Source organism: Streptomyces sp. NPDC088747 (genome assembly GCF_044751025.1).
Lineage (GTDB): Bacteria > Actinomycetota > Actinomycetes > Streptomycetales > Streptomycetaceae > Streptomyces.
The window spans coordinates 237,919-260,971 of record NZ_JBIVKZ010000007.1; the positions used below are offsets into that span (position 1 = coordinate 237,919).

The 23,053-nt window shown below is 68.5% G+C and carries 18 protein-coding genes and 3 pseudogenes; 9 read left to right on the forward strand and 12 right to left on the reverse strand.

The window, feature by feature from the left end; translation table 11 throughout:
- Positions 1 to 26 precede the first annotated feature (26 nt).
- Complete coding sequence (locus ACIP79_RS19040) at positions 27 to 1,739, reverse strand: choice-of-anchor M domain-containing protein (RefSeq protein WP_401224667.1); 1,713 nt, start codon at positions 1,737 to 1,739, stop codon at positions 27 to 29.
- Entirely contained in the window at positions 1,736 to 2,380 is a 645-nt protein-coding gene (locus ACIP79_RS19045) for a choice-of-anchor M domain-containing protein (protein ID WP_401224670.1), read from the reverse strand. Before ACIP79_RS19045 ends, ACIP79_RS19040 begins: the two co-directional genes overlap by 4 nt.
- Before the next feature lie 437 nt (positions 2,381 to 2,817).
- On the opposite strand from ACIP79_RS19045, the gene ACIP79_RS19050 reads away from it, so the two are divergent.
- Complete coding sequence (locus tag ACIP79_RS19050; protein WP_401224673.1) at positions 2,818 to 4,323, forward strand: serine/threonine protein kinase; 1,506 nt, start codon at positions 2,818 to 2,820, stop codon at positions 4,321 to 4,323.
- Positions 4,324 to 4,459: 136 nt separating this feature from the next.
- Here ACIP79_RS19050 and ACIP79_RS19055 read toward each other — a convergent pair whose 3' ends face one another.
- From ACIP79_RS19055 to ACIP79_RS19065, 3 genes are all read right to left on the reverse strand, one after another.
- The gene (locus ACIP79_RS19055; RefSeq protein WP_401224674.1) at positions 4,460 to 5,173 is read right to left on the reverse strand and encodes a hypothetical protein; all 714 of its coding nucleotides are present in this window, start codon (positions 5,171 to 5,173) and stop codon (positions 4,460 to 4,462) included.
- Positions 5,174 to 5,516: 343 nt separating this feature from the next.
- Complete coding sequence (locus ACIP79_RS19060) at positions 5,517 to 6,143, reverse strand: hypothetical protein (protein WP_401224675.1); 627 nt, start codon at positions 6,141 to 6,143, stop codon at positions 5,517 to 5,519.
- Positions 6,144 to 6,197: 54 nt separating this feature from the next.
- Positions 6,198 to 6,884, reverse strand: coding sequence for a hypothetical protein (locus tag ACIP79_RS19065; protein ID WP_401224677.1), 687 nt, complete (start codon positions 6,882 to 6,884; stop codon positions 6,198 to 6,200).
- A 298-nt stretch (positions 6,885 to 7,182) separates the two neighbouring features.
- On the opposite strand from ACIP79_RS19065, the gene ACIP79_RS19070 reads away from it, so the two are divergent.
- Positions 7,183 to 7,758 carry a YdeI family protein gene (locus tag ACIP79_RS19070; protein ID WP_401224679.1) on the forward strand — a complete coding sequence of 192 codons (576 nt, stop codon included), beginning with the start codon at positions 7,183 to 7,185 and terminating at the stop codon, positions 7,756 to 7,758.
- A gap of 100 nt (positions 7,759 to 7,858) precedes the next feature.
- Here ACIP79_RS19070 and ACIP79_RS19075 read toward each other — a convergent pair whose 3' ends face one another.
- Positions 7,859 to 8,053 (reverse strand): hypothetical protein, encoded by a 195-nt coding sequence (locus ACIP79_RS19075; RefSeq protein WP_401224681.1) that lies wholly within the window; start codon positions 8,051 to 8,053, stop codon positions 7,859 to 7,861.
- 328 nt (positions 8,054 to 8,381) lie between these two features.
- Positions 8,382 to 9,374: a LacI family DNA-binding transcriptional regulator gene (locus ACIP79_RS19080; RefSeq protein WP_387178885.1), complete on the reverse strand. Its 993-nt coding sequence runs from the start codon at positions 9,372 to 9,374 to the stop codon at positions 8,382 to 8,384.
- A 330-nt stretch (positions 9,375 to 9,704) separates the two neighbouring features.
- Between ACIP79_RS19080 and ACIP79_RS19085 the strand changes: the two are divergent.
- The 3 genes and pseudogenes from ACIP79_RS19085 to ACIP79_RS19095 all read left to right on the forward strand — a co-directional run bounded on the left by ACIP79_RS19085 (position 9,705) and on the right by ACIP79_RS19095 (position 13,567).
- Positions 9,705 to 11,423 (forward strand): annotated as a pseudogene (locus ACIP79_RS19085) (discoidin domain-containing protein).
- A gap of 186 nt (positions 11,424 to 11,609) precedes the next feature.
- Positions 11,610 to 12,980 carry a DUF1996 domain-containing protein gene (locus ACIP79_RS19090; protein ID WP_401224683.1) on the forward strand — a complete coding sequence of 457 codons (1,371 nt, stop codon included), beginning with the start codon at positions 11,610 to 11,612 and terminating at the stop codon, positions 12,978 to 12,980.
- 26 nt (positions 12,981 to 13,006) lie between these two features.
- Positions 13,007 to 13,567, forward strand: coding sequence for a DUF305 domain-containing protein (locus ACIP79_RS19095; protein ID WP_401224685.1), 561 nt, complete (start codon positions 13,007 to 13,009; stop codon positions 13,565 to 13,567).
- Positions 13,568 to 14,423: 856 nt separating this feature from the next.
- Here the strand turns inward: ACIP79_RS19095 and ACIP79_RS19100 are convergent.
- Positions 14,424 to 15,635 (reverse strand): hypothetical protein, encoded by a 1,212-nt coding sequence (locus ACIP79_RS19100; protein WP_401224687.1) that lies wholly within the window; start codon positions 15,633 to 15,635, stop codon positions 14,424 to 14,426.
- Positions 15,636 to 15,837: 202 nt separating this feature from the next.
- Between ACIP79_RS19100 and ACIP79_RS19105 the strand changes: the two are divergent.
- From ACIP79_RS19105 to ACIP79_RS19120, 4 genes and pseudogenes are all read left to right on the forward strand, one after another.
- A pseudogene (locus ACIP79_RS19105) lies at positions 15,838 to 16,247 on the forward strand (ATP-binding protein).
- A gap of 13 nt (positions 16,248 to 16,260) precedes the next feature.
- The gene (locus ACIP79_RS19110; RefSeq protein ID WP_401224688.1) at positions 16,261 to 17,256 is read left to right on the forward strand and encodes a helix-turn-helix domain-containing protein; all 996 of its coding nucleotides are present in this window, start codon (positions 16,261 to 16,263) and stop codon (positions 17,254 to 17,256) included.
- 27 nt (positions 17,257 to 17,283) lie between these two features.
- Positions 17,284 to 17,718, forward strand: coding sequence for an SgcJ/EcaC family oxidoreductase (locus ACIP79_RS19115; RefSeq protein ID WP_401224691.1), 435 nt, complete (start codon positions 17,284 to 17,286; stop codon positions 17,716 to 17,718).
- A gap of 35 nt (positions 17,719 to 17,753) precedes the next feature.
- Positions 17,754 to 17,895 (forward strand): annotated as a pseudogene (locus ACIP79_RS19120) (IS5/IS1182 family transposase); the annotation flags it as partial.
- A 198-nt stretch (positions 17,896 to 18,093) separates the two neighbouring features.
- On the opposite strand, the gene ACIP79_RS19125 reads toward ACIP79_RS19120, so the two are convergent.
- The 4 genes from ACIP79_RS19125 to ACIP79_RS19140 all read right to left on the reverse strand — a co-directional run bounded on the left by ACIP79_RS19125 (position 18,094) and on the right by ACIP79_RS19140 (position 22,622).
- Positions 18,094 to 18,837, reverse strand: a complete 744-nt coding sequence (locus tag ACIP79_RS19125) for a hypothetical protein (RefSeq protein ID WP_401224693.1) — start codon at positions 18,835 to 18,837, stop codon at positions 18,094 to 18,096.
- A gap of 285 nt (positions 18,838 to 19,122) precedes the next feature.
- Positions 19,123 to 19,917 carry a phosphatase PAP2 family protein gene (locus tag ACIP79_RS19130; RefSeq protein WP_401224695.1) on the reverse strand — a complete coding sequence of 265 codons (795 nt, stop codon included), beginning with the start codon at positions 19,915 to 19,917 and terminating at the stop codon, positions 19,123 to 19,125.
- On the reverse strand, positions 19,918 to 20,871 hold the full coding sequence (locus tag ACIP79_RS19135) for a YihY/virulence factor BrkB family protein (protein WP_401224697.1): 954 nt from the start codon (positions 20,869 to 20,871) through the stop codon (positions 19,918 to 19,920).
- A complete protein-coding gene (locus ACIP79_RS19140) occupies positions 20,871 to 22,622 on the reverse strand; it encodes a diacylglycerol kinase family protein (protein ID WP_401224700.1) in 1,752 nt (583 codons plus the stop codon). Before ACIP79_RS19140 ends, ACIP79_RS19135 begins: the two co-directional genes overlap by 1 nt.
- Positions 22,623 to 23,053: the final 431 nt, after the last annotated feature.

Consider the following 23,053-nt stretch of genomic DNA (forward strand, 5'->3'; position numbering starts at 1 on the left):
TACGCCGGTCCGTCGCACGCGAGTTGTCATGAGGTGGCACGCCGACGGCGTACGAGGTACAGCGCGCCGCCGCCCACGATGAGGGCGACCGCCGAAGTACCGGCGACCACCGCGACATGCGCACCGGTGGAAGCGAGACCACCGGCCGCCGCGGTACCGCCGCTGCCGGATGACGAACTCCCCGGTGCTCCTGACGACGTGGAGACCGGTGTGATCTCGGGTTCCGTTCGGCCCGCCGCATCCGCCGCATCCGCCGCATCCGCCGCATCCGGCGTTGACGATGAGGGCGCTGTCGAACCGGTAGGTGTCGCGTCGGCAGTACCCGACGGTGTCGCGGTGGATGTCGTACCAGGAGTGGTCGTTGGTGTCGCGGTGGGTTCGTCGCCCTCACCGGGCACCACGGTCGACGGGTCGACGTCGTCCCCGACCACCCACGCGAGGGTCTGCGTGTCGGACACCTCCGTGCCGTCGGCGAGCGTGGCATTCACTGTGAAGGTGGTGCGGTAGACGCCTTCCTCGGCGAAGGCCCACACAGTGTGCCGATGCGTCGGGACGGCCAGGTCGAAGGAGTCCGGCAGCCCGTCGCCGCTGTGGGCGTGTGTGGTCACCGAGCCGACCGAGCCCTCCGTGAAGACGCTCACCGAGCCCGGACCTCGCACCGCGTCGAGGGAGAAGGCGACCCGCCCGTTAATCTCGGAACTCTTGAACTGGTCCGTGCTGAACCCCGGCCAGACCAGGCCGTCGACCTGCTGGATGGGCAGCCACCACACCGCGTCGCCCACGGCCCCGAGGAACTCGTAGCCCTCGGTGATCTTCCGCCGCGCCTGCGGCTTCACGTGCAGCACGACCACGTCGGGCTCGTACCACTCGTACGACTGCGTGCTGCCTTCCTTGACCTGGAACCGCAGGGATCCCCCTGCCGGGCGGGCGGCCAGGTCCAGGTGCCCGTTGTCGATGACGTGCGAGGAGGGAGCCGTGGGCGGTGGGCCGGTGCTCGGCGGGGGAGTGCTGGGCGTGGCCGTGGTCGTGGAGCCGTCACCGGGCAGGACGTCTTCCGGCTCGACGTCGTCACCGACGACCACGGCCAGCGTCTCGGTGTCGGCCGAACCGCCGCCTCGCACGGTGAACGTCAGCCGGTAGACACCCTCCACCGTGAACTGCCAGGTGGGCAGCAGCCGTTCCTCGTCGCTGGGAAGGGTGAAGGACCGCTTGATGGAGCTCGCGGTACCCAGGTAGGAGACCGCCGGAGCGTTCACGTCGTCCATCTCCGGGGTGTACGAGGCCATCCCGAAGTCGCCGGGCCCCTCGAAGCCCGACAGCGCGACCTCGGTGTCACCCCCCGCCTGGGAGCCGTTCCAGCCCGGCTCCGGCGCGAAGATGTTCTCCGCCTCCCAGCCATTGAGCTGCCAGCTGTCCAGGGTGGTGGTGCCCAGCGCCGTCGCCAGGGGGTCCACCGTGTACTGCAACGTGGACGGCACCGCGTGCAACACGACCGCGGACGGCTCCCGCACGACTGTCGCACCGCTGCTGCGGTCGTCGATCTGCAACTGGAGGACGCCGTCGACGAGTCGGGGAGCGAGGTCGAGTTCACCTTCGTCGAGGACGACGGCACCGCCGGCGGCGCGGGCGTCCCCGCTGCCGCCGGCGACCAGCCCTGCCGCGCCCAGGAGCACCGCGGCCGCCACGGTCAGCGCCGCACCTGCGAGAGCGCGTCTGTCGCGCGCCAGGGCCGGTGTCACGAGCTGACGACCACCGTGTACGCCGCGGTGGCGGACTCGGTCACGCCGCCGACCGTGCCCTGCACCCGGAAGGTGAGCTGGTAGGTACCGGCCTCCTCGAAGGCCCAGTTTGCGTGGTTGTGCGAACCGACCGTGAAGGTCCGGGACTTGTAGGAGGTGGTGGCGGTGTTGCTGTCGAACCAGCGGACACCGCTGCCCGCGTAGATGCTGAAGTCCTCGGTCGCCGCGCCGTCGCGGGTGGCGCTCACGAGTTGGTAGTTGACGCTGTTGTTGGTGAAGACACCGGTGGAGAGGTGCTCGGTCGAGACGCCGGCGAACAGGACTCCCGCGGCATCGGCCTCGGTCTCGGTGTCGGGCAGGAGCCATATCTGGCCGCCGGAGCCGAGGAAGCTGTAACCGGGGTTGGTGACCTTGGCGGCGGCCGGTACGGACAGGGTCACGTCCGCGGGCTCGTACTCGGTGTCGGTCTCCTCGTCGTGGACGTGGAGGTGGAGGTCGGCGCCGTCCCACTCGGCATCGAGTACATCGACGTGGCCACTGGTCAGATTCGTGGCGGCGAAGGCGGAGGTGTTCAAGCCGGCCGTGGCGATCGTGGCAGCCGCAAGGCCGGTGACGGTGAGCAGACGTCTGTAGGTACGCAAGGGAACCCCTTAGGTCATGTGCATGCCCCCTCGGACACAGTCAGGAACGATAATCGTTTTCATCAAGCTTTGGCAATGCCGGGCTTCCGCTGCCGGTTTCGGTGTCGTTCGTCGGGCACGTTCTGCATGCATGCATGCATGCGGGCGTCGTGGGGAGGGCGAGCGCGTGGTCGATGAGGGTGCTGGTGGGCAGGATGTCCGTGTCAGTCTGTTGCGTGGGCCGAGTCGGCAGGAGGTAGTCCTGGCCCGGTCGCCGGTGGGGGAGTCCCGATCCCCAGGACTCGCCTCGTCACCTGGTCAAAGTATGATCGCCACCTTCGACCGACACGGGGCTCCTCAACACACTGCACGTGAGGAGCCGTTGGGCGGGCGGCGGGCCAGAGGGCCCGTGACACCGCTGCCTTGGTCGGTCGTGACGCAGCGGAAAGGATCCGACGGTGTCCGACGAAGGACGGCTGATCGCCGACCGCTATCGCATCCTCAACCGGGTCGGCCGGGGCGGCATGGCCACGGTGTGGCGCGCCCACGATGGTCTCCTCGACCGGCAGGTCGCCGTCAAGAAGCTCCATCAACAGCCGGATCTCGACGCCGAGGAACTCGCCGCCCGCTTCGAGCGCACCCGTCGCGAAGCCCGCAGTGCGGCTCGGATCAGCCACCCCAACGTCGTGGTCGTCCACGATGTCGTGGACGACGAAGGGCTGCCCGTCATCGTCATGGAGTACGTGCCGTCCAGGACCCTCGGTGACCTGATCAGGGCGCACGGTCCCGTGCCGCCCGAGGAGGCCGCCAGGATCGGCCGTGGGGTGATCGCCGCGCTTCGGGCGGCGCATCGGGTAGGGATCCTGCACCGGGACGTGAAGCCGGCGAACGTACTGCTCGCTGAGGACGGCCGGGTGGTTCTCACCGACTTCGGCATCGCCAAGGCCACCGAGGCCTCGGCTCTCACCCGCACCGGCCAGCTGGCCGGGTCGATCGACTACATGGCTCCCGAGCGACTGGGGGGAGCGAAGGCAGGCCCGGAATCCGACCTCTGGTCCCTGGGCGCCACACTGTTCCAAGCGGTTGAGGGCCGCTCACCGTTTCTCCGGGAGTCACCCGCGCAGACCATGTACGCCATCGCCATGGAACCGGCCCCCGAGGTCCGGGGTGCCGGGCCGCTGACCGCACTGATCCAGGGTCTGCTCACCAGCGACCCGGCCGACCGCATGTCGGCCGAGGAAGCGGAGCGTCTCCTGCGGGCAGTGGACGCCGATCCGGAACGCACACGTCTGGTTCATCCTGTGACTCCGGCCGCCGCCAGTACGGTTGTTGACGCCCCGGCGGCGAAGCCCGAACCGGACTCCGCACACGGAACGAGCGAGGAAACCGCCGCCGCCTCGGCGGCGGAGCGCACGCAACCCGCGACGACCGGTCCAGAGACGCCGCCCCCCGCAGACCGAACAAACCGGTCGAAGAAGCTGATCGCACTAGCCGCTGTGGTCGCCACGGCGGCACTGGTCGTGACCATGGTGCTGGTCAACGCGATGACGGAGAACGGCGCAACCGGGCCGGACGGCCGATCCCTGGTGGTCGCCGCGTCGAAGAAGTGCCTGAGCCGCGGCTCCGGGGCGGAGAAAATACAGTTGTTCCAGGCCAGTTGTGACGGCTCCCCGGCGCAGCAGTGGCAGATGGAATCGGACGGCAGCATCCGGTCGTCAGGAAAGTGCATGACCGTGGCCGGAGAGACGATCGCCGGCCTGACCAAGATCCAACTGGCCGAATGCAGTGGCGCTGCCAACCAGCGTTTCCACCTCTCCGGTACGGCGCTGATGGCCGACAAGTCGCAGAAGTGCGTGGACATTTACGGGGGCGCCGGCGGAACGGGCGCGGTGCTCTGGGAATGCAACGGACGGGACAATCAGACCTGGAAGATTAGCAACTCAGGCACTGGGAGTCCGTCATGAGTTCCGCGGCCACTACGTACCCACCAGCAGAGAGGCCAACTCGCCTTGGCCGATCGAAGGCCTCGGTCGCTGCCGTCGGGGAAGCGCCGCGAACTGTGGCGTGAGCTGAGCCGGTGTGATCTTCCTTCGCCGGTACTTACAGCTGCCACCACCAGGTTTCGAGTTCGTGGTCTTCGATGTACTCCACGGGGTGGGCGTACGGCGACTCTTGCGCGTGGGGTAGAGCGTGGGTGCGGCGGACCACGGCGCGCAGGTCTTGCACGGAGGGCATGTCCACGAGTTCGTCGATGTCGAAGGGGCAGCCTGCGGGGCCGCCGAGGAGGGTGTCGCAGCCGAATGAGTACCAGAGGCCGATGAGTTCGGGGTCCTGTTCCTTTTCCGCGGCGAGGGCGACTGCGAGGACCACTTCGATCAGTGGGGCGCGGCGAGGCTGTGCCGCGTCGGAACCGTGGAGTGCACCGATCGCGGCCATGCGCCGCCACAGCGCGGTGCCGGCGTCGCAGTACAGGAACGGCGGTACGACGTAACCGCCCTCGAGCCACGACTCGTAGCCGTCGAAGTCGGCAGCGTCCTCGTCGAACGTGCGCAGTTCGGCGAACTCTGTCAGCGTGTCGAAGTACGCGGATCGCTCGGCGTAGTCGGGGTGCTGAGAGACGGGGAAGCGGTAGACGTACCTGCGGCGGAGGAGGATGTCCATCACACGGAAGTGTGTGAAGGAGCAGTCGTGCCGGCTCTGGAAGCCGTACAGCACCGCGAGCCAGTCCCGGACGCGCGAGTCGTCAGCGTCGGTGTGAGCGTCCAGGACACGGACGGAGTCCGCGACCAGGTCCTCGATCAGATGCTCAGACATCGGGTTCGTTTTCCTTCGGGCTGACGACGACGCCGAGAATAGCTGCGTCTTTCGCGAGACGGCCAGTGACTCTCACTTGGTCGCCGTGGGGGAGGAGGGGACCTGTTCCGGCCTGAGTTGACCCCGGCCGGTGGCGAGGGGTACTGGGTGGCAGCTTCGCCGTCTCACCCAGGTCCCAGTTCGTTCGGCGCCAACTTTCGTACGTGCTTGCTCGAATGGGTCTCGGGAGGGGCGGCCGAACGCTCGCTTTCTGTGCTCGACAGACCCGAAGGGGACGCCATGAACATCACCACCGTGGCGACGCCTTCGCCAGCGTTCGTCCGCAGCAATGCTCTCTCTTCGGCTACCGGATGCCAGGCTGTTCCAGTACTGAGGGGTCCGTGAAGGCAGGGTCGCGGGGTGTGTCCGGACCCATTCGCTGCATCATCTCGAAGAACCGGCTCTCGACCGGCTTCAGGTCGGTCACCACGTCGGTCAGATCCCGTGCGTCGACGAACCGTGCCTCGCTCTTTCCGATGGACAACACCGCCAGCCATCCGGTGTCATCGGCAGCCCAGAGGTTGGCGCCCGTCTCGGCCCAGAACAAGACGGTGTCCTCAGCGGGCTCGGACTTGAACTCACCAGCGGCTGCGAGTGCGAGCATGGCTGTGTGGACACTCCACTTGTCATATCCCAGGTGGAACAGATACGCCTCCAGTGATCCGTCCCGGTGCAGCAGCACCCCGAACGACGGCTCACCCGAACAGGAATCCTCCACCCGCTCGGAGAAGAACTCCCGGGGTGTCATTTCCGCGCCCACGGAATCCCACTCCGTGTCCGCCCGGCGACCATCCCAGAACCAGCCGTCGAACATGTCGGCAGAGTTCACGATTCGACTCGTACCGGGTATCGGAGCGCCGAGCCACGCTTCGAAGCCGTCCCTTGTCATCGGAATGCGAGCGGCCACCATAAAACTGTCCGACATGACCATCTCCTTCTGTGTGCCATCGTTCGAAGTTGTGTCCGAAGGGCGAGTGCTCGCGTGTTAGTGGTCGTCTGCGGGGAGGGGCAGGCGGGGGTTCTCGGTGGGATTCGGGGTGGGCTGGGTGCGGAGGACCGCATCGAGCAGGCCGGGGGAGGGCTGGGCCGAGGTTTCGTCCTCGGTTGCGGTGAGGAAGTCGGTTTCCATGGGGGTCAGGCTCGCGATCAGGGTGTCGAGCGGGTAGGTGTCGACGAAGCGGGCCCTCGTCGGGGTGATGAGCATGATCGCGAGGGGCTGTTCGTCGCTGGGGGTGGGGAGGCCGGGGTAGGAGGAGCCGCCCCAGTACATGACCGGTGTCTCGGTTCCGGGGTGTGCGAAGCGGCCCGCGCCGGCCAGCATCAGCAGGTCGGTCTGGGTTCTCGTGTCCTCGCCGTGGTAGTCGTACAGATAGACCTCGACTGCTTCATCGAGGTGGCGGAGCAGGGTGAAGCCCCGAACTGCGCGTGGGGCGAGCAGTTGATGGGGTGTCTTGTTCCGGTCGGCGCGGATCGCGGCCACGACTTGGGGGTAGTGGGCGGCGGTCTCGGTCAGGTCCCAGTCCGGGGCGGCGCCGTCGACGGCCCACCCGGTGTACATCGCGGACGGGTTCTCGATGATGTCGAGGTTCGGCAGGGGCATGTGCAGCCACTCGTCGAAGCCGTCGCGCGACATCGGTATCCGGGTCGCCAGCATGAACGAACGAGCGCCCATCAAGTGCCTCCTGGGGGCAGCAGACCGGACCGGCATTCGTCGACAACCGGTCCGGAAGTCATCGGGTGCGTCGCACGATATCCCCGCCCACTGACACCGTTTCAGGCCCGCACGCTTCCCCGGCGAAACCCGGTGGAGTCGCGTGGTCGCGGGTGGCGGCCGTCACCGGCGAATGGTTCACCGAGCTGGTCGGACGCGCGATCAACGGCGTCGAACTGCCCGACTACGCGGGGGTGCCGGACTCCACAGCTGTGCCTGGTGCCTCTTGAGAATCGGCTCAGTGTGATTCTCTGCTGGGGTGACTCAGGACTTGGACTTCGCCGCTTTCGAATCCGCCGAGGCATTCGAGGCATGGCTCGGCGAGAACCACGCCGTCTCGCCCGGCGTCTGGCTCAAGCTTCGCAAGAAGGGCCCCGGCATCGTCGCGCTGGACTACGCCCAAGCGCTCGACGTGGCACTCTGCTACGGCTGGATCGACGGCCAGAAGGCGAAGTTCGACGACCGGTGGTGGCTCCAGCGGGTCACCCCGCGCAAGCCGCGCAGCAAGTGGTCCAAGGTCAACCGGGACAAGGTGGCCGCCCTGATCGAGCAGGGCCGGATGCGTCCGCCGGGACAGGCCGAGGTCGACCGCGCCAAGGCCGACGGCCGCTGGGAAGCGGCCTACGACGGCGCGAGGACCGCCACGGTGCCGGACGACCTCATGGCGGCCCTGACCGCCGACCCGGCCGCGGCGGAGTTCTTCGGGACGCTGGACCGGCAGAACCGCTACGCGATCCTCTACCGGATCCAAGACGCCAAGAAGGCCGAGACCCGGGCGCGCCGTATCGAAAAGTACGTAGCGATGCTGGCGAAGGGCGAGAAGCTGCACCCGTAGTCGCGGAGGGGGACCGTGGCCGTGTGGTGCCGGGCACTCCTGGCGCGCCGACGGCCCCAGCAACAGCCACCGACCGCTGTCGCTGAGCGGTAACGAAACGTCATAGACCCACGGACGCCATGCGGGCGCGGAGGTTGAAGGCACCCTGGGTGTGCCGCCGTTTCCAAGTCTTGCCCGGCAGCGACTTTGCCAGGTGGGGCGCGCACCCGGCGTCGAGGGCGTCGCGCGCGACGCCGTTGCGCAGGGAGTCGAAGGTGATGAACACGGCGCCGTTGCGCCGGCGGGTGGAAGCCACGCTCCTGGTGCTCCTTGGCGGTGTTGGAGCGTTTCGAGGAACCGTTCCTCAGTCTGGCGGCCCATGCGTCGCACGTTGCGGGCGTAGTGCTGTGCGTTGGTGGCTCCGCGGCACAGGCGGCCGGCGAACTGGGCGATGGCCGGATGCCCGTTGTGGGCGACGACGATGCGCCGGGCCTTCTCGGTGAGGACGAGGCAGACGCTCAGCCACCAGGCACGCTTTCGCGGAGCCGGCGGGGAAACCGGCCCGCGGCACCGCCGTCACGGATGACGGCGGCGTCGACGGGGTTGAGCACGGTCCCGCTCCATCAGGGAGATCAGTCGCGCGATCAGGTCGATTCGCGTACGACGAGTTCATTCGGCATGATCACCGGGTCTGTGGGCCCACCGTCGATCAGGCTGAGGAGCAGGTGGACGGCTGCGGTCGCCTGGTCGGCCATCGGGCTGCGCACCGAGGTGAGCGCGGGGCTGGTGTAGGACGCGGCCTCTATGTCGTCGAAGCCGATGACCGCCACGTCCTCGGGGACGCGTCGGCCCGCTTGATGGAGGGTGCGCAGAGCTCCGATCGCCATCAGGTCGTTGGCGGCGAACACCGCGTCGAGGTCGGGATCGTCCTCCAGAAGCTGGCTCATGGCTTCGGCGCCGGAGGCTCTGGTGAAGTCGCCCAGTGCCACGATGGAGCGTCGGCCGGTGTCACGCAGTGTCCGGCGGTAGCCGTCGAGACGCTCACGCGACTCGTAGAGTTCGAGCGGCCCGGTGATGGTGGCGATCCGGCGCCGGCCGCGCTCCAGCAGATGACGTACGGCCAGGGCCGCTCCGCCGGCGTTGTCCAGTGCCACGTACGGGACGTCCTGTGCGGAGGTGCGGTTGAAGGACACGACGGGCAGGCCCTGCCGGGCCAGTGCGGTCGGCAGCGAGTCCGTGCCGTGCAGGGCGACCAGGAGCACGCCGTCCACATGTCCGCCGGCGATGTACTGCGCCACTCTGGTCCGGCTCTGGTCCGATTCCGCGAGCATCAGCACCAGCCGTTTGCCTGCCTTCTCGAGCTCTCTGCTGACAGCGCGGACCACGGCGGAGAAGAGGGGGTCGTCGGAGACGACTCCTTGTGGTGGGTCGGAGACCACGAGGGCGAGGGTGTCCGTGCGGCGGGTGACGAGGTTGCGCGCGGCCCCGTTGGGCACGTAGCCCAGCTCGTGTACGGCGCGCATGACGACGTCCCGGATCGCCGGGGCAACCGTCGTCTCGCCGTTGATGACTCGGGAGACGCTCGATTTGGACACGCCCGCCCGAGCGGCGACCACTTCCAGAGTGGGGCGTTTCATGCCGGTCCGTCCCCTGTGCCGCCGCCCGGGTTCGTACGCGGGGCGGGTTTTCTCATCAGGGCGACCTCCGGCTCAGCGTGATGACGTTGTCGGCAGCGTATCCGCAGGCCGGGGCGTCATGAGCATGCCCAAGAGCCCCTCTCTCCTCGCGTCACCTCACCGCTGACGATCTGTCATAACGATCACGAGAGACCGCTCCCCGCAGAAGTCATACGCGTTACACCGCTGTTTATTCGAGGTGAGAGAGCCCTTGACAGCCCTTACCCGCCGCTCCATTCTCCCCCTCAGGGAGCGCTCCCTCACTTCCCTCCCCCACTTGAGGAGTCGCCCATGCATGCGCTGCTGCGTCGCTTCGGCTTATTTACGGCACTCGCGGTCTCTTTGCTCGCTTTCATCGCTCTCCCCGCTCCTTCCGCTCAGGCAGCGGAGGTCCTGCTCTCCCAGGGAAAGCCGGCCACAGCCTCAAGTACCGAGGGAAACTTCACCGCTCGGAGCGCCGTCGACGGCGACCCCGGGACGCGGTGGTCCAGCGCCTTCGCCGATCCGCAGTGGATCCAAGTCGATCTGGGAGCGAGTGCCGAGATCAGCCGGGTTGTCCTCAGCTGGGAAGCCGCGTACGGCTCGGCGTTCAGGATCGAGGTGTCGAGCGACGCCCAGAGCTGGACCGCCGTCCATCAGACGGCCACGGGCACAGGCGGCACCCAGAGCCTGACCGTTACCGGCACCGGCCGCTACGTGCGCATGCACGGCACACAGCGTGCCACCGCCTACGGCTACTCACTGTGGGAGTTCCAGGTGTACGGCACCGCCGCCAGCCCCGGGGGTGACACCGGCCGACTGCTCTCCTACGGCAGGCCGGGGGCGGCTTCTTCTTCCCAGAGCGACCAGAACTGCTGGGAGTGCACGCCGGCCAGGGCCTTCGACCGGGATCCGGCCTCCCGCTGGGCCACGAGCTCCACCACGGGATGGACCGATCCGGCCTGGATCTCCGTCGACCTCGGCGCGACGGCACAGATCGACAAGGTCGTCCTGCAGTGGGATCCCGCGTACGCCAAGTCCTTCCAGATTCAGGTCTCACCGAACGGAACCGACTGGACACCGATCTATTCGACGACGTCCGGTACGGGCTTCAGGCAAACGCTGGCCGTCTCCGGCACCGGTCGCCATGTCCGCATGTACGGCACTGAACGTGCCACGGCCTACGGCTACTCGCTGTGGGAGTTCCAGGTGTACGGCTCCGGCGGCGATCCGATACCGGCTCCGCCGCTGCCCAGTGATCCCGCGAACCCGCCGCGGCTGGTGTGGAGCGACGACTTCGACGGCGCGGCCGGCGGCAAGCCCGATCCCTCGAAGTGGAGGGCCGATCCGGGCACCGGGCCGAACAACGAACTGGAGTACTACACCGACCACCGGAACGCCTCACTGGACGGGTCGGGGCACCTGGTGATGGAGGCGCGCAAGGAGGTCACCGCCGGATCGTCGTGCCCACGTGACCCGCTGAGCGGCAGCACCACCTGCCAGTACACCTCAGCGCGGATGAACACCGGGGCGACGTTCCAATTCACCTACGGGCGCGTCGAAGCACGCGTCAAGGTGCCCAAGGGCAACGGTCTGTGGCCCGCGTTCTGGATGATGGGCGCCGACTTCCTCACGGGCCGACCGTGGCCGTACAACGGCGAGGTCGACATCATGGAGGTCCTCGGCAAGGACGTGAAGACCTCGTACTCGACCGTCCACGCGCCCGCCTACAACGGCGGAGGCGGAATCGGGTCGCCATACACGCTGCCTGGGAGCGCCGACTTCTCCGACGACTTCCACACCTGAGCCGCCGACTGGAACAGCAGAGGCATCACCTTCAGCCTGGACGGCCGGACCGTCCTGTCCCTCGACAAGGACCAGGTGGAGCAGACCCGCGGACCGTGGATCTTCGACCACCCCCACTACATGATCCTCAACCTCGCGGTCGGAGGTGACTGGCCGGGCCCGACAGACGCCAGTACCCCCTTCCCCGCCAAGATGCTCGTCGACTACGTACGGGTCTATCAGTAACTCCCGCTCCCACCAGCGGCGTTCGTCATACTCCCGGGCCGGTCCGCCCCGTCTCCTCGGGGCGGACCGGCCCGGGACGCCTGGATCAAGCCGCGGGAACGCGTCACTGTCCGGGTCCCGCGCTCCCCATCACCGCACTCCGGCAAGAAGCAGCCCCTTCAACCCCGATGTTCGTGAGGAAGTGAGATGCGCAGATATCGCGTCCCTCTGTACACACTGTTGGTGAACACCCTGGTGGTCGTGCTGGCCGCCGCTCTGAGCCTGACCGTCTCGACCCAGCGGGCGCAAGCCGCCACGGTCACCGTCCAGGCCGAGTCGTACGCGGCCCAGTCGGGCGTCACGTTGGAAGCAACATCGGACATGGGAGGCGGGCAGAACGCCGCGTTCCTCGCCGACGGCGACTGGATGCGCTTCGACAACGTCGACCTCGGCGCGGCCGGCCGGCTGACGGTGTCGGCGCGGATCGCCTCCGCCGTCGGCTCGGGCACAGTGGAGCTGCGTACCACCAGCGTCACCGGACCACTGCTCGCCGTCATACCGGTCTCCCCGACCGGCGGTTGGCAGACCTGGGCGACCCAGGCCACCGAGGTCTCCAGCCATCCCACCGGTTCTCAGACCGTGTTCGCCTTGGTGCGCAGCACGACACCCGGCGACTTCGTCAACATCAACTGGTTCTCCTTCGTCGGTGAGGGGGTGGGCCCAGCGCCTGGCTGGGTCCCCATCGACGCGGCCCAGTGGAACGCCCAACTGACGCAGTTCCGTGCGATGACGCCGGCCGCGGTGCCCGCCGGTGCGGTCCGGGTTCCCGAGTTCAACGCCACCTGCACCTACAGTCACTCCAAGCCGGACGACCCCATCGTCCTGCCGGGCCTTCCCGGCGCGTCCCACATGCACAGCTTCTTCGGCAACAAGAGCACGGACGCCTTCTCCACGACCCAGTCGCTGCTGGCCAACAAGCCGACCAGTTGCACCCCTGCCGACGACTTCTCGGCGTACTGGATCCCCACCCTCTACGAGGGCGACCGGGCGGTCGAGCCCGAGGGCATGATCGTCTACTACGGGTCCCGGCTCACCGACCCCTCGCCGACCGTGCCCTTCCCGCAGGGATTCCGCATGATCGCAGGCAACGCCAAGACGCAGACGCCCACCCCGGCTGGGTCGATCGGCCAGTTCTGGTGCGCCGGTGAGGGCGGTGAGATCGGCCGCAGCGCCGACGGCAACTGGCCGCTCTGCGCCCCGAAGGCCCACCTCACCCATCAACTCGTCTTCCCCGACTGCTGGGACGGCAAGAACCTCGACAGTCCCGACCACAAGTCGCACGTGGCTTTCACCTACGACGGCAAATGCAGCGGCACCTACCCCGTCGCCATCCCCAACCTGTCGTTCGTCACCAGTTACCCGACCAGCGGCAGCAGTGCGGGCTTCCGGCTGGCCTCGGGCATGGCATCGTCCATCCACGGTGACTTCTTCAACACCTGGGACAACGCCGCTCTCGGACACCGTGTGAAGGACTGCATTACCCAGAAGGCCAAGTGCAACTCCGCCGGCACGTTCTGACCCTGTGGTCGGTGTGCGCCGCGGCTGTGGCGCTGCTGGTCGTCGGCTGCTCCGCGCAGCCGGCGACCAGTGGTACGTCGCCGGGAGCCGCCGCGTCCCAGGCATCGGCCTTCAACCCGACCGACACCGCCTGGATCCTGTTGATGATTCCCATGGCCGAGCGTGCACGGCAACTGACCGACCTGGCTCCTTCCCGCTCGGCAGACCCGGCCGTGGCCACAGTGGCGATGGAGACGAGCGCGACGCTGCGCGAGGACCTGCGTCGCCTGCGCGCCGCACTGAAACTCTCCGGCGTCCCTGACACCCGCCCCCACGAAGGTCACAACATGCCGGGCATGGTCGGCCTCGACACCCTCGACAAGGCTGCCGTCACGAAGGGCCGGGCGTTCGACCGGATTCTCACCGATGCGCTGAGGGCCCACTTCACGCAGTCCCGGATGCTCTGCGTCGGAGAACAGAACCAAGGCCGAGCCGACGAGCCGAAGAAGCTGGCCGCGGCCATGGCGAAGAGCACGTCTCAACAACTTTCCGAGCTCGACGAACTGGGAGCAGCACGGTCTGCGGGGCCGGTGGCGAGATCACGGTGACGCCTGACGGGCCGCGCGGAACCCCGGCCACCGGGTGAGCCGGCCGCACTCTTCGCGCACTGCCGAACTCCATCCTGCGGCAGGCGGATCGGAGTACGCATCGACTGCAAGATCATCGAACGACTTCCTCTGGGGCGGGCGCAAAGCGGTTTACCGAGGTGACCTGGCGGCAGGGCAGCAAAGGCGCGATGACCCTCACGGTTCACGGTGCGGACAGTGCGGCCCCCCGGCAAACAGTCCCTGGCCGCTGCCCAGGAAACGGGTGGCGGCCGCAACCGGTGGGACGGCGTCCTTGCCCACCCAGACCTTCAAGGTCGAAGGGCCGGACGGCCAGAACACCCCGACGGACTACTGGACATCGAACCTTCCTGCCACCACACCGGCAGCTGATCTGGCCCGGTGGACGAAGCTGCGCTGGCGGATCGACCACGATTACCGCGAACTCAAGCACGGCCTGGGCCTCCCTCACACTTCACAGGCTCGACCCAAAAGTCGAGGCACCAGCACAAGCCTCCCAACGAAGCACTACTCGTCCGCTGGCCTACGGCGACGTCCTAGCCGATAAGTTGAGGTGCCTGGCGCCAGTTGAGCGCACAGTCTGGCTTTATCGAACTCATGTGAAGTCGCTTCTCGACAACCTCGATAGGCACCCGCCGAGCCTGGAGCTCGATGTCGACGAGTGCGGGAGACGCTGCCCACTGAGGCGGTCCTGTACTCGTGAAGCTGCCGTTATCCGTCGTGTAGCGGCAACCTCGGGGCCGCGGGTCCTGCCCGGGGTCGGCTGGGAGAGCTGGGTCGTTTGGCTCACGCGGACCACGGTAGGCGGCGAGGTGGGGCTCCCGTTCAGGGGGGGGCGTCACCAGTTCTTGTGCCGGACGGCGCCGAGGCCGCAGAAGGTGCAGCCGGCGCTCAGGAAGTCCTCCGCGCGGCGGAACTCCTCGTCGGCCAGGTGCCACCGCAGCCAGGCGGTGATGATGTGCTGGCCGTTGCGGGTGGCCAGGAGGTGGTCGGTGCCGTTGAGGATGTTGAACCAGACGGGCACATCGGTGTTGGTGTAGTCGCGTTCCATGTTCGCCGTGGCGAAGTCCTCGTCGCCGCCGACGTAGAGGGCCGGATTCCGCAGACTGTCCGGGCCGGTGCCGTCGAAGGAGCCGCCGGCCACGTGGACGGTGGTCTCCAGCCGTTGTTCGTCCGCCACGTCGAACGTGCCGATCGACCCGCGGGAGTGGCCACCGAAGGCGACTTCGGAGATGTCGAGGGCCTGGTGAAGCGGACTGCTCGGGCTCGCGTTCTGGTCCTCCAGCCAGTCGACGGCGTCGACCATGTAGGCGCCGCTGCTGGAGGAGACCTCGCTGTAGACGACGAAGCCGTGCGAGGCCCACTGGCGCAGCATGTCTTCGTAGGCGGCGGGGTCGGACCCCGCCCCCGGGCCCCAGACGAGGACCGGGTGGTCCACGCCGTCCTGGCCGGCGTTCGCCGGGTACACCAGCCACCCGTCGTCGTCGGGGCCCGCGGTGCTGTCGACGGTCACCGCGTACGGCCCCGGCGCGGTGACGTCCGCCACCGGAGGCAGCGACCCGGGCGGCGGGTCGGTGGGACCTCCGCCGCCTGTGGCCTGCACGAGCACGTCGTCGACGGTCAGGGTCTCCAGGGCGCTGTTGGCGTCCAGGGAGAACCGCAGCCGCAGGGTGCGGTTGTCGACCGACGCCGGCAGGCGGAACGACGCGCCGCCCGTGGCGGTGCGCGCTGATTCCAGAGGCGTGTAGGCACCGCCGTCCACGGAGTAGGCCGCGGTGAACGACTCGCCGAGGTCGAGCCCCGACGCGGCACGGGAGTACGAGACCGACACGTCGCGGTACCCGGACAGGCTGAGGGGAGCGGACGTCAGCACTGGATCGGTAAGGAGTGACCCGCTCAACCGGGCGGCGCCGGTGGAGGTGCTGACGGAACCGGAGGCGGTGTAGGCGCCGAGCCCGTTCGCGAAGTCCTCACGGTGGATCTGCGTGGCGGCGGAGGCGGGCGTCGCGGCCGAGCTGATGGCGCACACGACCAGGGTGCTGACTAACACGGCACCTGACACACGCAGGCGGGGCTGATGCGAGACATATCCGGGGTTCCCCTCTGAACTGCGCCTTCCGACCGGCCAGGCGCTCCGTTTCGGCACGTACGCGGGGGAGTACTCGTGCCCGACAGCCGGAGAGCGTTCCACCGCCATCGGCTCACGGCGATTCAACCGGCGGTCGCGGCGCAATGAATCGGTGAAATCACCGGTGCCTGCACGGGGACCCCCGCTGACATGCGACCATTACGCCTGCCGGCACGGCGACGGCTCCTGCATCGCCGAGGCACGCCACCGCGCGGTGGACTTCCTCGCCCAGGTCCAGGCCGAGTACGGTCTGCCGGTGTCCGCGCGCGCGATGGACCTGACCCGCCTGGTGGTCAGCGAGCTGGTCACCAACGTCCTCAGATACGCGCCCGGGCCCTGCTGTTGGAGCTGCGCGTTTCGGGCGCTGTGGTGGAGGTGGTCGTGTGGGACGGCGATCCGGTTCTGCCGGTGGCGTGGGCCGCTGATGCGGGCAGGGTGGGGCAGCACGGTCTGGAGATCGTCATGGCCGTCGCGCAGGGCTTCGAGGTACAACGGGAGCCGGTCGGCAAACGCATCACCGCCCGCATGACGTGAAACAATGGCCGTGATGGACGGTGACAGGCCGCGGCTGAGCGGCGTCGCGCAAGCCGAGGCCCGAATGACAAGCGCCGACGGCTTTCTGGAGATGCTTGAGCGCAGCGGCCTGCCGCCGCTGCGCGGCGACCGGCACACAGGTGAGGACTTCCGCGCCGACCTGGTGAGCCGCGACCTCGGCCCCTTGCGCCTGACCGAGCTGGTGACCCCGGAGGGCGAGTGCTTCCGCGACGCCCGATCCGCACGTGCCTGCGACAGCGAACTGTGGCAGGTCGAGGTGGTGACACGAGGACAGGTACGTGCCGAGCAGGGCGGCAGCACCGCCGTGCTGGGACCCATGGACCTGGTCCTCATCGACCCGTCACGGCCGGTGCGTTTCGCTAGTTCCGCGACCACGCACGTGACCATGCTGATGCCGCGACACCTGCTGCGGCTCGGCGCGGACGACGTGGCGCGGCTGGTCGGCGTAGGAATTCGTGGTGACCGGGGCCCCGGAGCTCTGGTGTCCTCGCTCGTACGGGACATGGCGCGGACGGTGGACGGGTTCCGCGCCCATGAAGCGGACCGGTCGGCGGCTGCGGTGATCGAACTGATCGCGGTGACGCTGGCGTCTCGCCTGGGTGACGTCCGCCCGGTCGAGGACGACGTACTCCGCACGAGAGTCATCGGCTTCATCGAGGCGAGACTGTCCGACCGGGATCTCACCCCGGCCAAGGTGGCCGCGGCACATCATGTGTCGGTGCGCCGGCTGCACAAACTCTTCCAGGACCAGCCTCTGACCGTGGCTGCCCTGATCCGCCGACGGCGCCTGGAGCGGTGCTACGCGGATCTGACCCGGAGGAACACCACGGTCGCCGCGGTGGCCGCCTCGTGGGGTTTCGCGGACCCGGCGCACTTCAGTCGGCTGTTCAAGGCCACCTACGGACACAGTCCGGGGGCACGCGTGTCCAACGACGGTGCACTGATCGTCAATGACCACTTCGTCGGACCCGGTAAGGATGGTGACTGAAAGACCGAAAGCGGAAAGGGCCCTGAAATGAATCCGTCGCTCGAAACTCTGCCCGCTGTCCCTGCCCGAATGATCGAGGGGTGGAACCGTGGTGACGCGACCGCGTTCGCCGCGGATTTCGCGCAGGACGCCGAACTCATTGATTTCGACGGCACAGTCCACAAGGGACGTGACACGGTGATCGCATTTCAGCAGCCGGTCTTCGACACGGTGCTGAAGGGCTCCCGGCTCGTGCGGAGCGAGGTGCACTTCACCCGGCTCGTCGGGCCGGGCTGCGCCGTGGTACACCACCGCTTCGGCATGATGATGGCCGGCGAAGAGGAACCCCCGCCGACCCGCTACTTCCTGCAACTGTTCGCGATGGTCTGGCAGAACGACCGCTGGGAGATCGCGACGCTGCAGAACGCACGCCTGGTCTCGCTGGAGTCGGCCATGGCCCTGGACGCACAGGCGACCAAGTAACGGAGGCCGGTGCCCGCCCTCTGCCGGCGCTTCGCCGAGTCATCCTCGACGAACTCGGCGCCCGCGGGGAATTCGACTACTCGCGCTGTGTGATCGACTCCGTCAATATGCGGGCTGTAGGGGGCCCTTGACGGACCGAATCCGACCGACCGAGGCAAGTTGAGATCGAAGATCCATCCCTCGCACGTGCATCGCCGGACCGGCGATCGTCTGAGCGGTCATGGCCATAGCCTCCTTCGCGGAGTTGCTCCACGCGACCGCGAGGACGCTCCGACCGGAAGGATGGAGGGTTGACCTGGCGTCAAGGTCAGGCCGGCTCCGGGTGGGACGTTCCACCGTGGACCGGCGCACTGCCGAAGGATCGCCGGTAGACGGCTACTGGCTGTTCACGCAGAGGTCAGCTTCGGACGGCGTCCCGACCACACCGTACTGGTCGCTCTTCACACCGGCGGTCATCGCTCCGATCACACCGCTCCGGCTCGTGTCGGTATGCCTGTCGAAGTGCTGGAACGCGTTGGGCAGCGCCGGGGTGCCGACTCCGTTGTCGACGTATTCGAGCCAGGCACTCGGGTTGAACATGCCGGCCGCGTGCCGGTGGAACCCCTTCCCCAACGAGTCGGTGAACGTGACCCCGTAGTCGAGAGGCCGGTGGTCGAGCAATGCCTTGCGCGTCACGGGCAGATCGTTCGCCACGGCGTTCAGGTCGACCCTGACGTTCGTGCAGGGTGACAGGGATCCCAGGGTGACGAAGGCGATGTCTCCGTGCTCGGTGTCGCTCGAAGAGCGGCTGAGAGCGGTGTAGACACGTAACTGGTAGATCGGGCTGGACGAGCGGTTGGTGACGACCGCCGTGCGTCGGCCGTCGTCGAACGTGGTGAGGGGCTGTATCGCGACTTGCACCGCCTGCTGTTTCGCGGCTCTGTCGTCTTCATCTTTGAGGGTTTTCGTCTGCTCCTTCGCCTGCTCGGCCTGCATCCACACCCCGGCACCGGCGAACACGAGTCCGCCCACGACCCCAGCCGCCGCTATGAAGTTGCCGATCGTGGTCCAGTTCCAGCGCCTATCCTCCCCGCTTCCGCGCTGCGGTGACTCCTCTTGGTCCGGTGTAGCGGCAGACATGAAACCTCCTGAAGGGGCAACGGCGTGGTGTCTCTGCCCGCCCTGCGCGGTGGCATGTCAGCCTGTCCGGAACCGAGCAGGTGTGCCCCTTTCTGTAGCCAGGCCGACGGATTGTGGCGACGTCGTCATTCATCCGGTCCCCACCGAGGACCCGGGCGGGACGGGCGGGACGGATGAGTGCCGGTGACGACGTCGCGGGCGCGCCGGTCGGCCTCTGCGGTCAGCTCGCCCACCAGATCGGACAGAGTCCTGCGGACCTCGAAAGGGGTTTCGGTCGGGCCCTGTTCAGTGCTTCCTGTGCAGTACGGGGTCGGGTTCGGGGTGAGCGTCGGTGAGTTCGGGCTCCAGGCCGTCCGTGAGTTCAGTGGTGCGGCGGCCGATGTCGGTGCGCCACGCCTTGAAGGCCCAGGCGGTGAGGGAGACGACGGTGAGACCGAGGAGCCAGCCGCCCACCACGTCGCTGAACCAGTGCACACCCAGCGCGACACGGGTGAAGCCGACCCCGAGTACCGACAGCACCGCGATGCACCAGCAGGCCACTCGCCAGGCGCGCGGCACCATGGGCAGCAGGACCAGCAGCAGGATCGCGAACGACGTCGTGGCGGTCATGGCATGGCCGGAGGGGAACGAGAAGCCCGGGGCATGCGCGACCGGGTCCTGCAGGGAAGGCCTGGCCCGCTCGACGACGACCTTGACGAGCAGCCCGATCAGTCCGCCGGCCACCGCCGTCACGGCGGACCAGGCGGCGAGCCGCCACGCCCTGCGGTGAAGCAGCCACAGGGTGACAAGCGCGACCACGACGCGCAGCGTCAGTGGATCCCACACCCAGTCCGACAGGAGACGCAGGGTGTCGGTCCAGGCGGGGTGGTCCAACGCGGTCTCGTTGAGGCGCCGCGCCGCGCCCGCGTCGAGTCGGCGCAGCGGCTGCCAATGCCCTTCGACAAGAACCAGCACCAGGCCGAAGAGCACCGCGGGGATCGCGGCCAGGACAGCCGCGCCGAGCAGCCGGGCACCGAACCGGCGATCGGCCTCCCGGCGGCGACGCTCGCGGAAACGGCGCATGGTGAACCGCAGAACCATTCAGACTCCCGGGTCGGCGAGGATCGGACCGGGGCGCATGGCGCGCGCGGCTTCCAACTGCGCGGAGAAGGACAGTCCGAGGAACAGGGCGATGGAGGTCAGGTAGGCCCACAGCAGCAGCGACATGAAGGCGCTGAGTGGACCGTAGACGGTGTCGAAGGAGCCGCTGATGCCCAGGTAGAGGCTCAGCAACCAGGTGAGGGTCGTCCACAGCACCAGGTACACCATGGCGCCGAAGAGCAGCCAGGTGTAGCCGGGCTGCTTCCGGCGCGGCGAGCGGCGGAAGATGGCACTGGCCGAGATGAGCACGAGGATCAGGCCGAGCGGCCAGCGAAGAATGTTCCACACGGTGAGCGTGCTGTCCTCCAGGTGGTACACCGTCACCGCCGCGGAGGCCAGGTCCGCGCCGGCCACCACCACGATGAACCCCACGCCGAGCGGCAGGCCGGCGCTGAGGGACATCACCAGGCCGCGCAGGTACTTGAGGTGGAAGGGGCGGTCGCGTTCGTTGCCGTAGATACGGTTGGCGCCACGCTCGACCTGGCACATCGCCGTCGTGGTGTTGACCAGCGAGAAGAGCAGGCCGAACCAGAGAGCTATCTGGTCCCCGTCGCCCGCCGTCCGCTTGCTCCGGTCCAGCGCGTCGTCGACCACCTCGGCGCTTGGGCCCTGGGCGATCCGGTGGATGGTCAGCTCGGCGAGCCTCCCGATGTTCTCGGTGTGCAGGGTGGTGGAGAGTCCGACAAAGGCGATCACCAGTGGGATCACCGAGAGCACCGTCTGCAGGGCCAGCGCTCGGGAGTGCGTGAACCCGTCGGCGTAGCGGAACCGGATGAAGGCGTCGCGCAGCAGCGGCCAGCGGCCGTAGCGGCGCAGCGACGTGAGGGCCTCGTCGGCGGAGAGTTCCTCGCCGGTCATGTCCCTGGTCTCGGGGACCTTGGTTGCGGTACCCATCACTTCTCCCGGGGCGGCAGCAGCATCGTCAGCGCGCCCGGACGGACCTCGGCGGTCAGGCGTCGGCCGGGAGCCACCGGGTCCCCGTCGAGTTCGCGGGACTGCTCGGACTCGAAGGTGAGTTCGGCGCGCCGGAAGGTGAAGTACTCCACCGGTACGCCGGAGTCGGCGTCGTGGACGGTGAGGGTCTCCACAGATGTGGGCCGGGTCGTCCTCGCGCCGCCGCGCAGCAGGGTTCCGAGGGCACGGATCCAGCCGCCGGGTCCGTGCGGGTCGAGGACCAGCAGGTCGAGCTGTCCGTCGTCGCACCGGGCGGCGGGCACGAGGGTGAGACCGCCCTGTACGGTCCCGACGTTGGCGAGGAGGACCATGCGGGCGGTACGGCGCAGGGCGGGGGCGCCGTCGAGCTGGATCGTCAGACGCATCCGGGGTGAGCGCAGGGTGGTGATGCCGGCCAGTACGTAGGCGGGCCAGCCCAGGAAGGACTTGGTCCGATCGTCGGTGTTCTCCATGATCGCGGCGTCGAGTCCCGCCCCGGACATGGCGGCGAAGTGGGTCGCTTCCACGCCGTCGCCCTCGATGCGGCCCAGGTCGATGTGGTGCACCGAGCCGCCCAGCGCGGCGTCGAGCGCGGCGGTGGGTGACAGCGGCAGGTCGAGGTTGCGGGCGAGCAGATTGCCGGTGCCGCTGGGCACCAGCGCGAGCGGTACGTCACTGGCGGCCATGGCGTCGGCCGCCGCGCGCAGGGTGCCGTCCCCACCGCAGACCACCACCAGGCTCGCGCCGTCGCGGACCGCGCGGGCGGCCTGGCCGCCTCCGGGGTCTTTGGCCGTGGTCTCCACGAACTCCACCGTGCTGTGGCCGTGTTGCCGCAGTACGTCCCGCAGCTCGGCGCAGGTGTTCTCGTCGGTCACGGTGGGGTTGACGACCACGACGGTGCGGCCCGGCGCCAACACGCGCGGTGCACTGGCGCCGGGGCCGACGCCCGGCGCGGGGCGCGCCGACGGGGCGGCGGCCACCGTCCCTTCCGTGAAGAGGGCACGGCCGACGATCAACAGCGACAGGCTTCCGTTGACAAGGCCGCCCACGAGATCGGTGGGGTGGTGCATGCCCCGGTAGAGGCGGGCGATGGCCACCATCAGCGGCAGGAGCAGCAGGAGTGCGCACACGAGCTTGCGCAGCCGACCACGGACGTGGGACAGGGCGAGCGCGGCGAGTCCCGCATACAGCGCGGTGGCCGCCCCGGTGTGCCCCGAGGTGTAGCTGGAGGTGGGCGGGGACGCGTCGAGGCGGTCCACCTCCGGCCGTTGACGGTCCACCGACTCGGTGATGACGAGGAAGACCAGCGCCTGGAGCGATACGGCGACAGCCAGGAAGGCGGCCTGGCGCCACATCGGCAGACGGGGGATCAGCACCAGTCCCAGGCACGCCGCGAGCGTGACGGCGATCACTGTGAGGGTGTTGCCGGCCTCCGACGCGAACCACGAGAGGCTGGTGAGGGCGCCAGTGCGGTGCCGCTCCATGGCCTCGTTGAGGTCGTCCTCGACGGTCATCGGCCATACGTCGCGGGCGGGACCTGTGATCAGCAGCCCGATGCCCACCATGAACGCGGCCTGGCAGAGCGTCAGAGCGCCGATGCGCGCGGCGGTCCGACCGGTGCCACGAGGCAGGGTGAGGGCGCGAGCCGACTTGACGGCCCGAGGTGATTGACCGGACAAAACGCTGGGTTCCTCCGGCACGGCGGTCGGCATCAGGACTCCCACATGTCAGGGCCTCGCGGCGTTCTTCTCCGCCGGGGGTGTGTCCTCCGGACCAACGCCGTATGCCCTGGAAACGCCACCGCAGACCTGCGGTTCCGTCGCAGGCCCTCCACACCACCGCGCAAACATGCCCATGCGCCGCACGCCCTCCACGCGGCACGGACCCGTGTCCGCGCCGGCTCAAGGGGGATGTGGCTGCCGCCTGTCGATCACGCAGGAGGGTGTCCTGGTGTGGGTGAGCGGGTGGTGAGCGGGTGAGTGGGTGTCGCGGTCGCTGTGTGTGAGAGGCGGAAGCGGTCCTCGGGCGCCAGGTGACCGGCCTCCGGCAGCTGCTGGAGGCGTCGGGGGGGGGGTGGGAAACGCGGCGGACGCCGTTCAACCACCCCACCCCCCCCCCCCCCCCCCGCGCCGGGGGGGGCGGC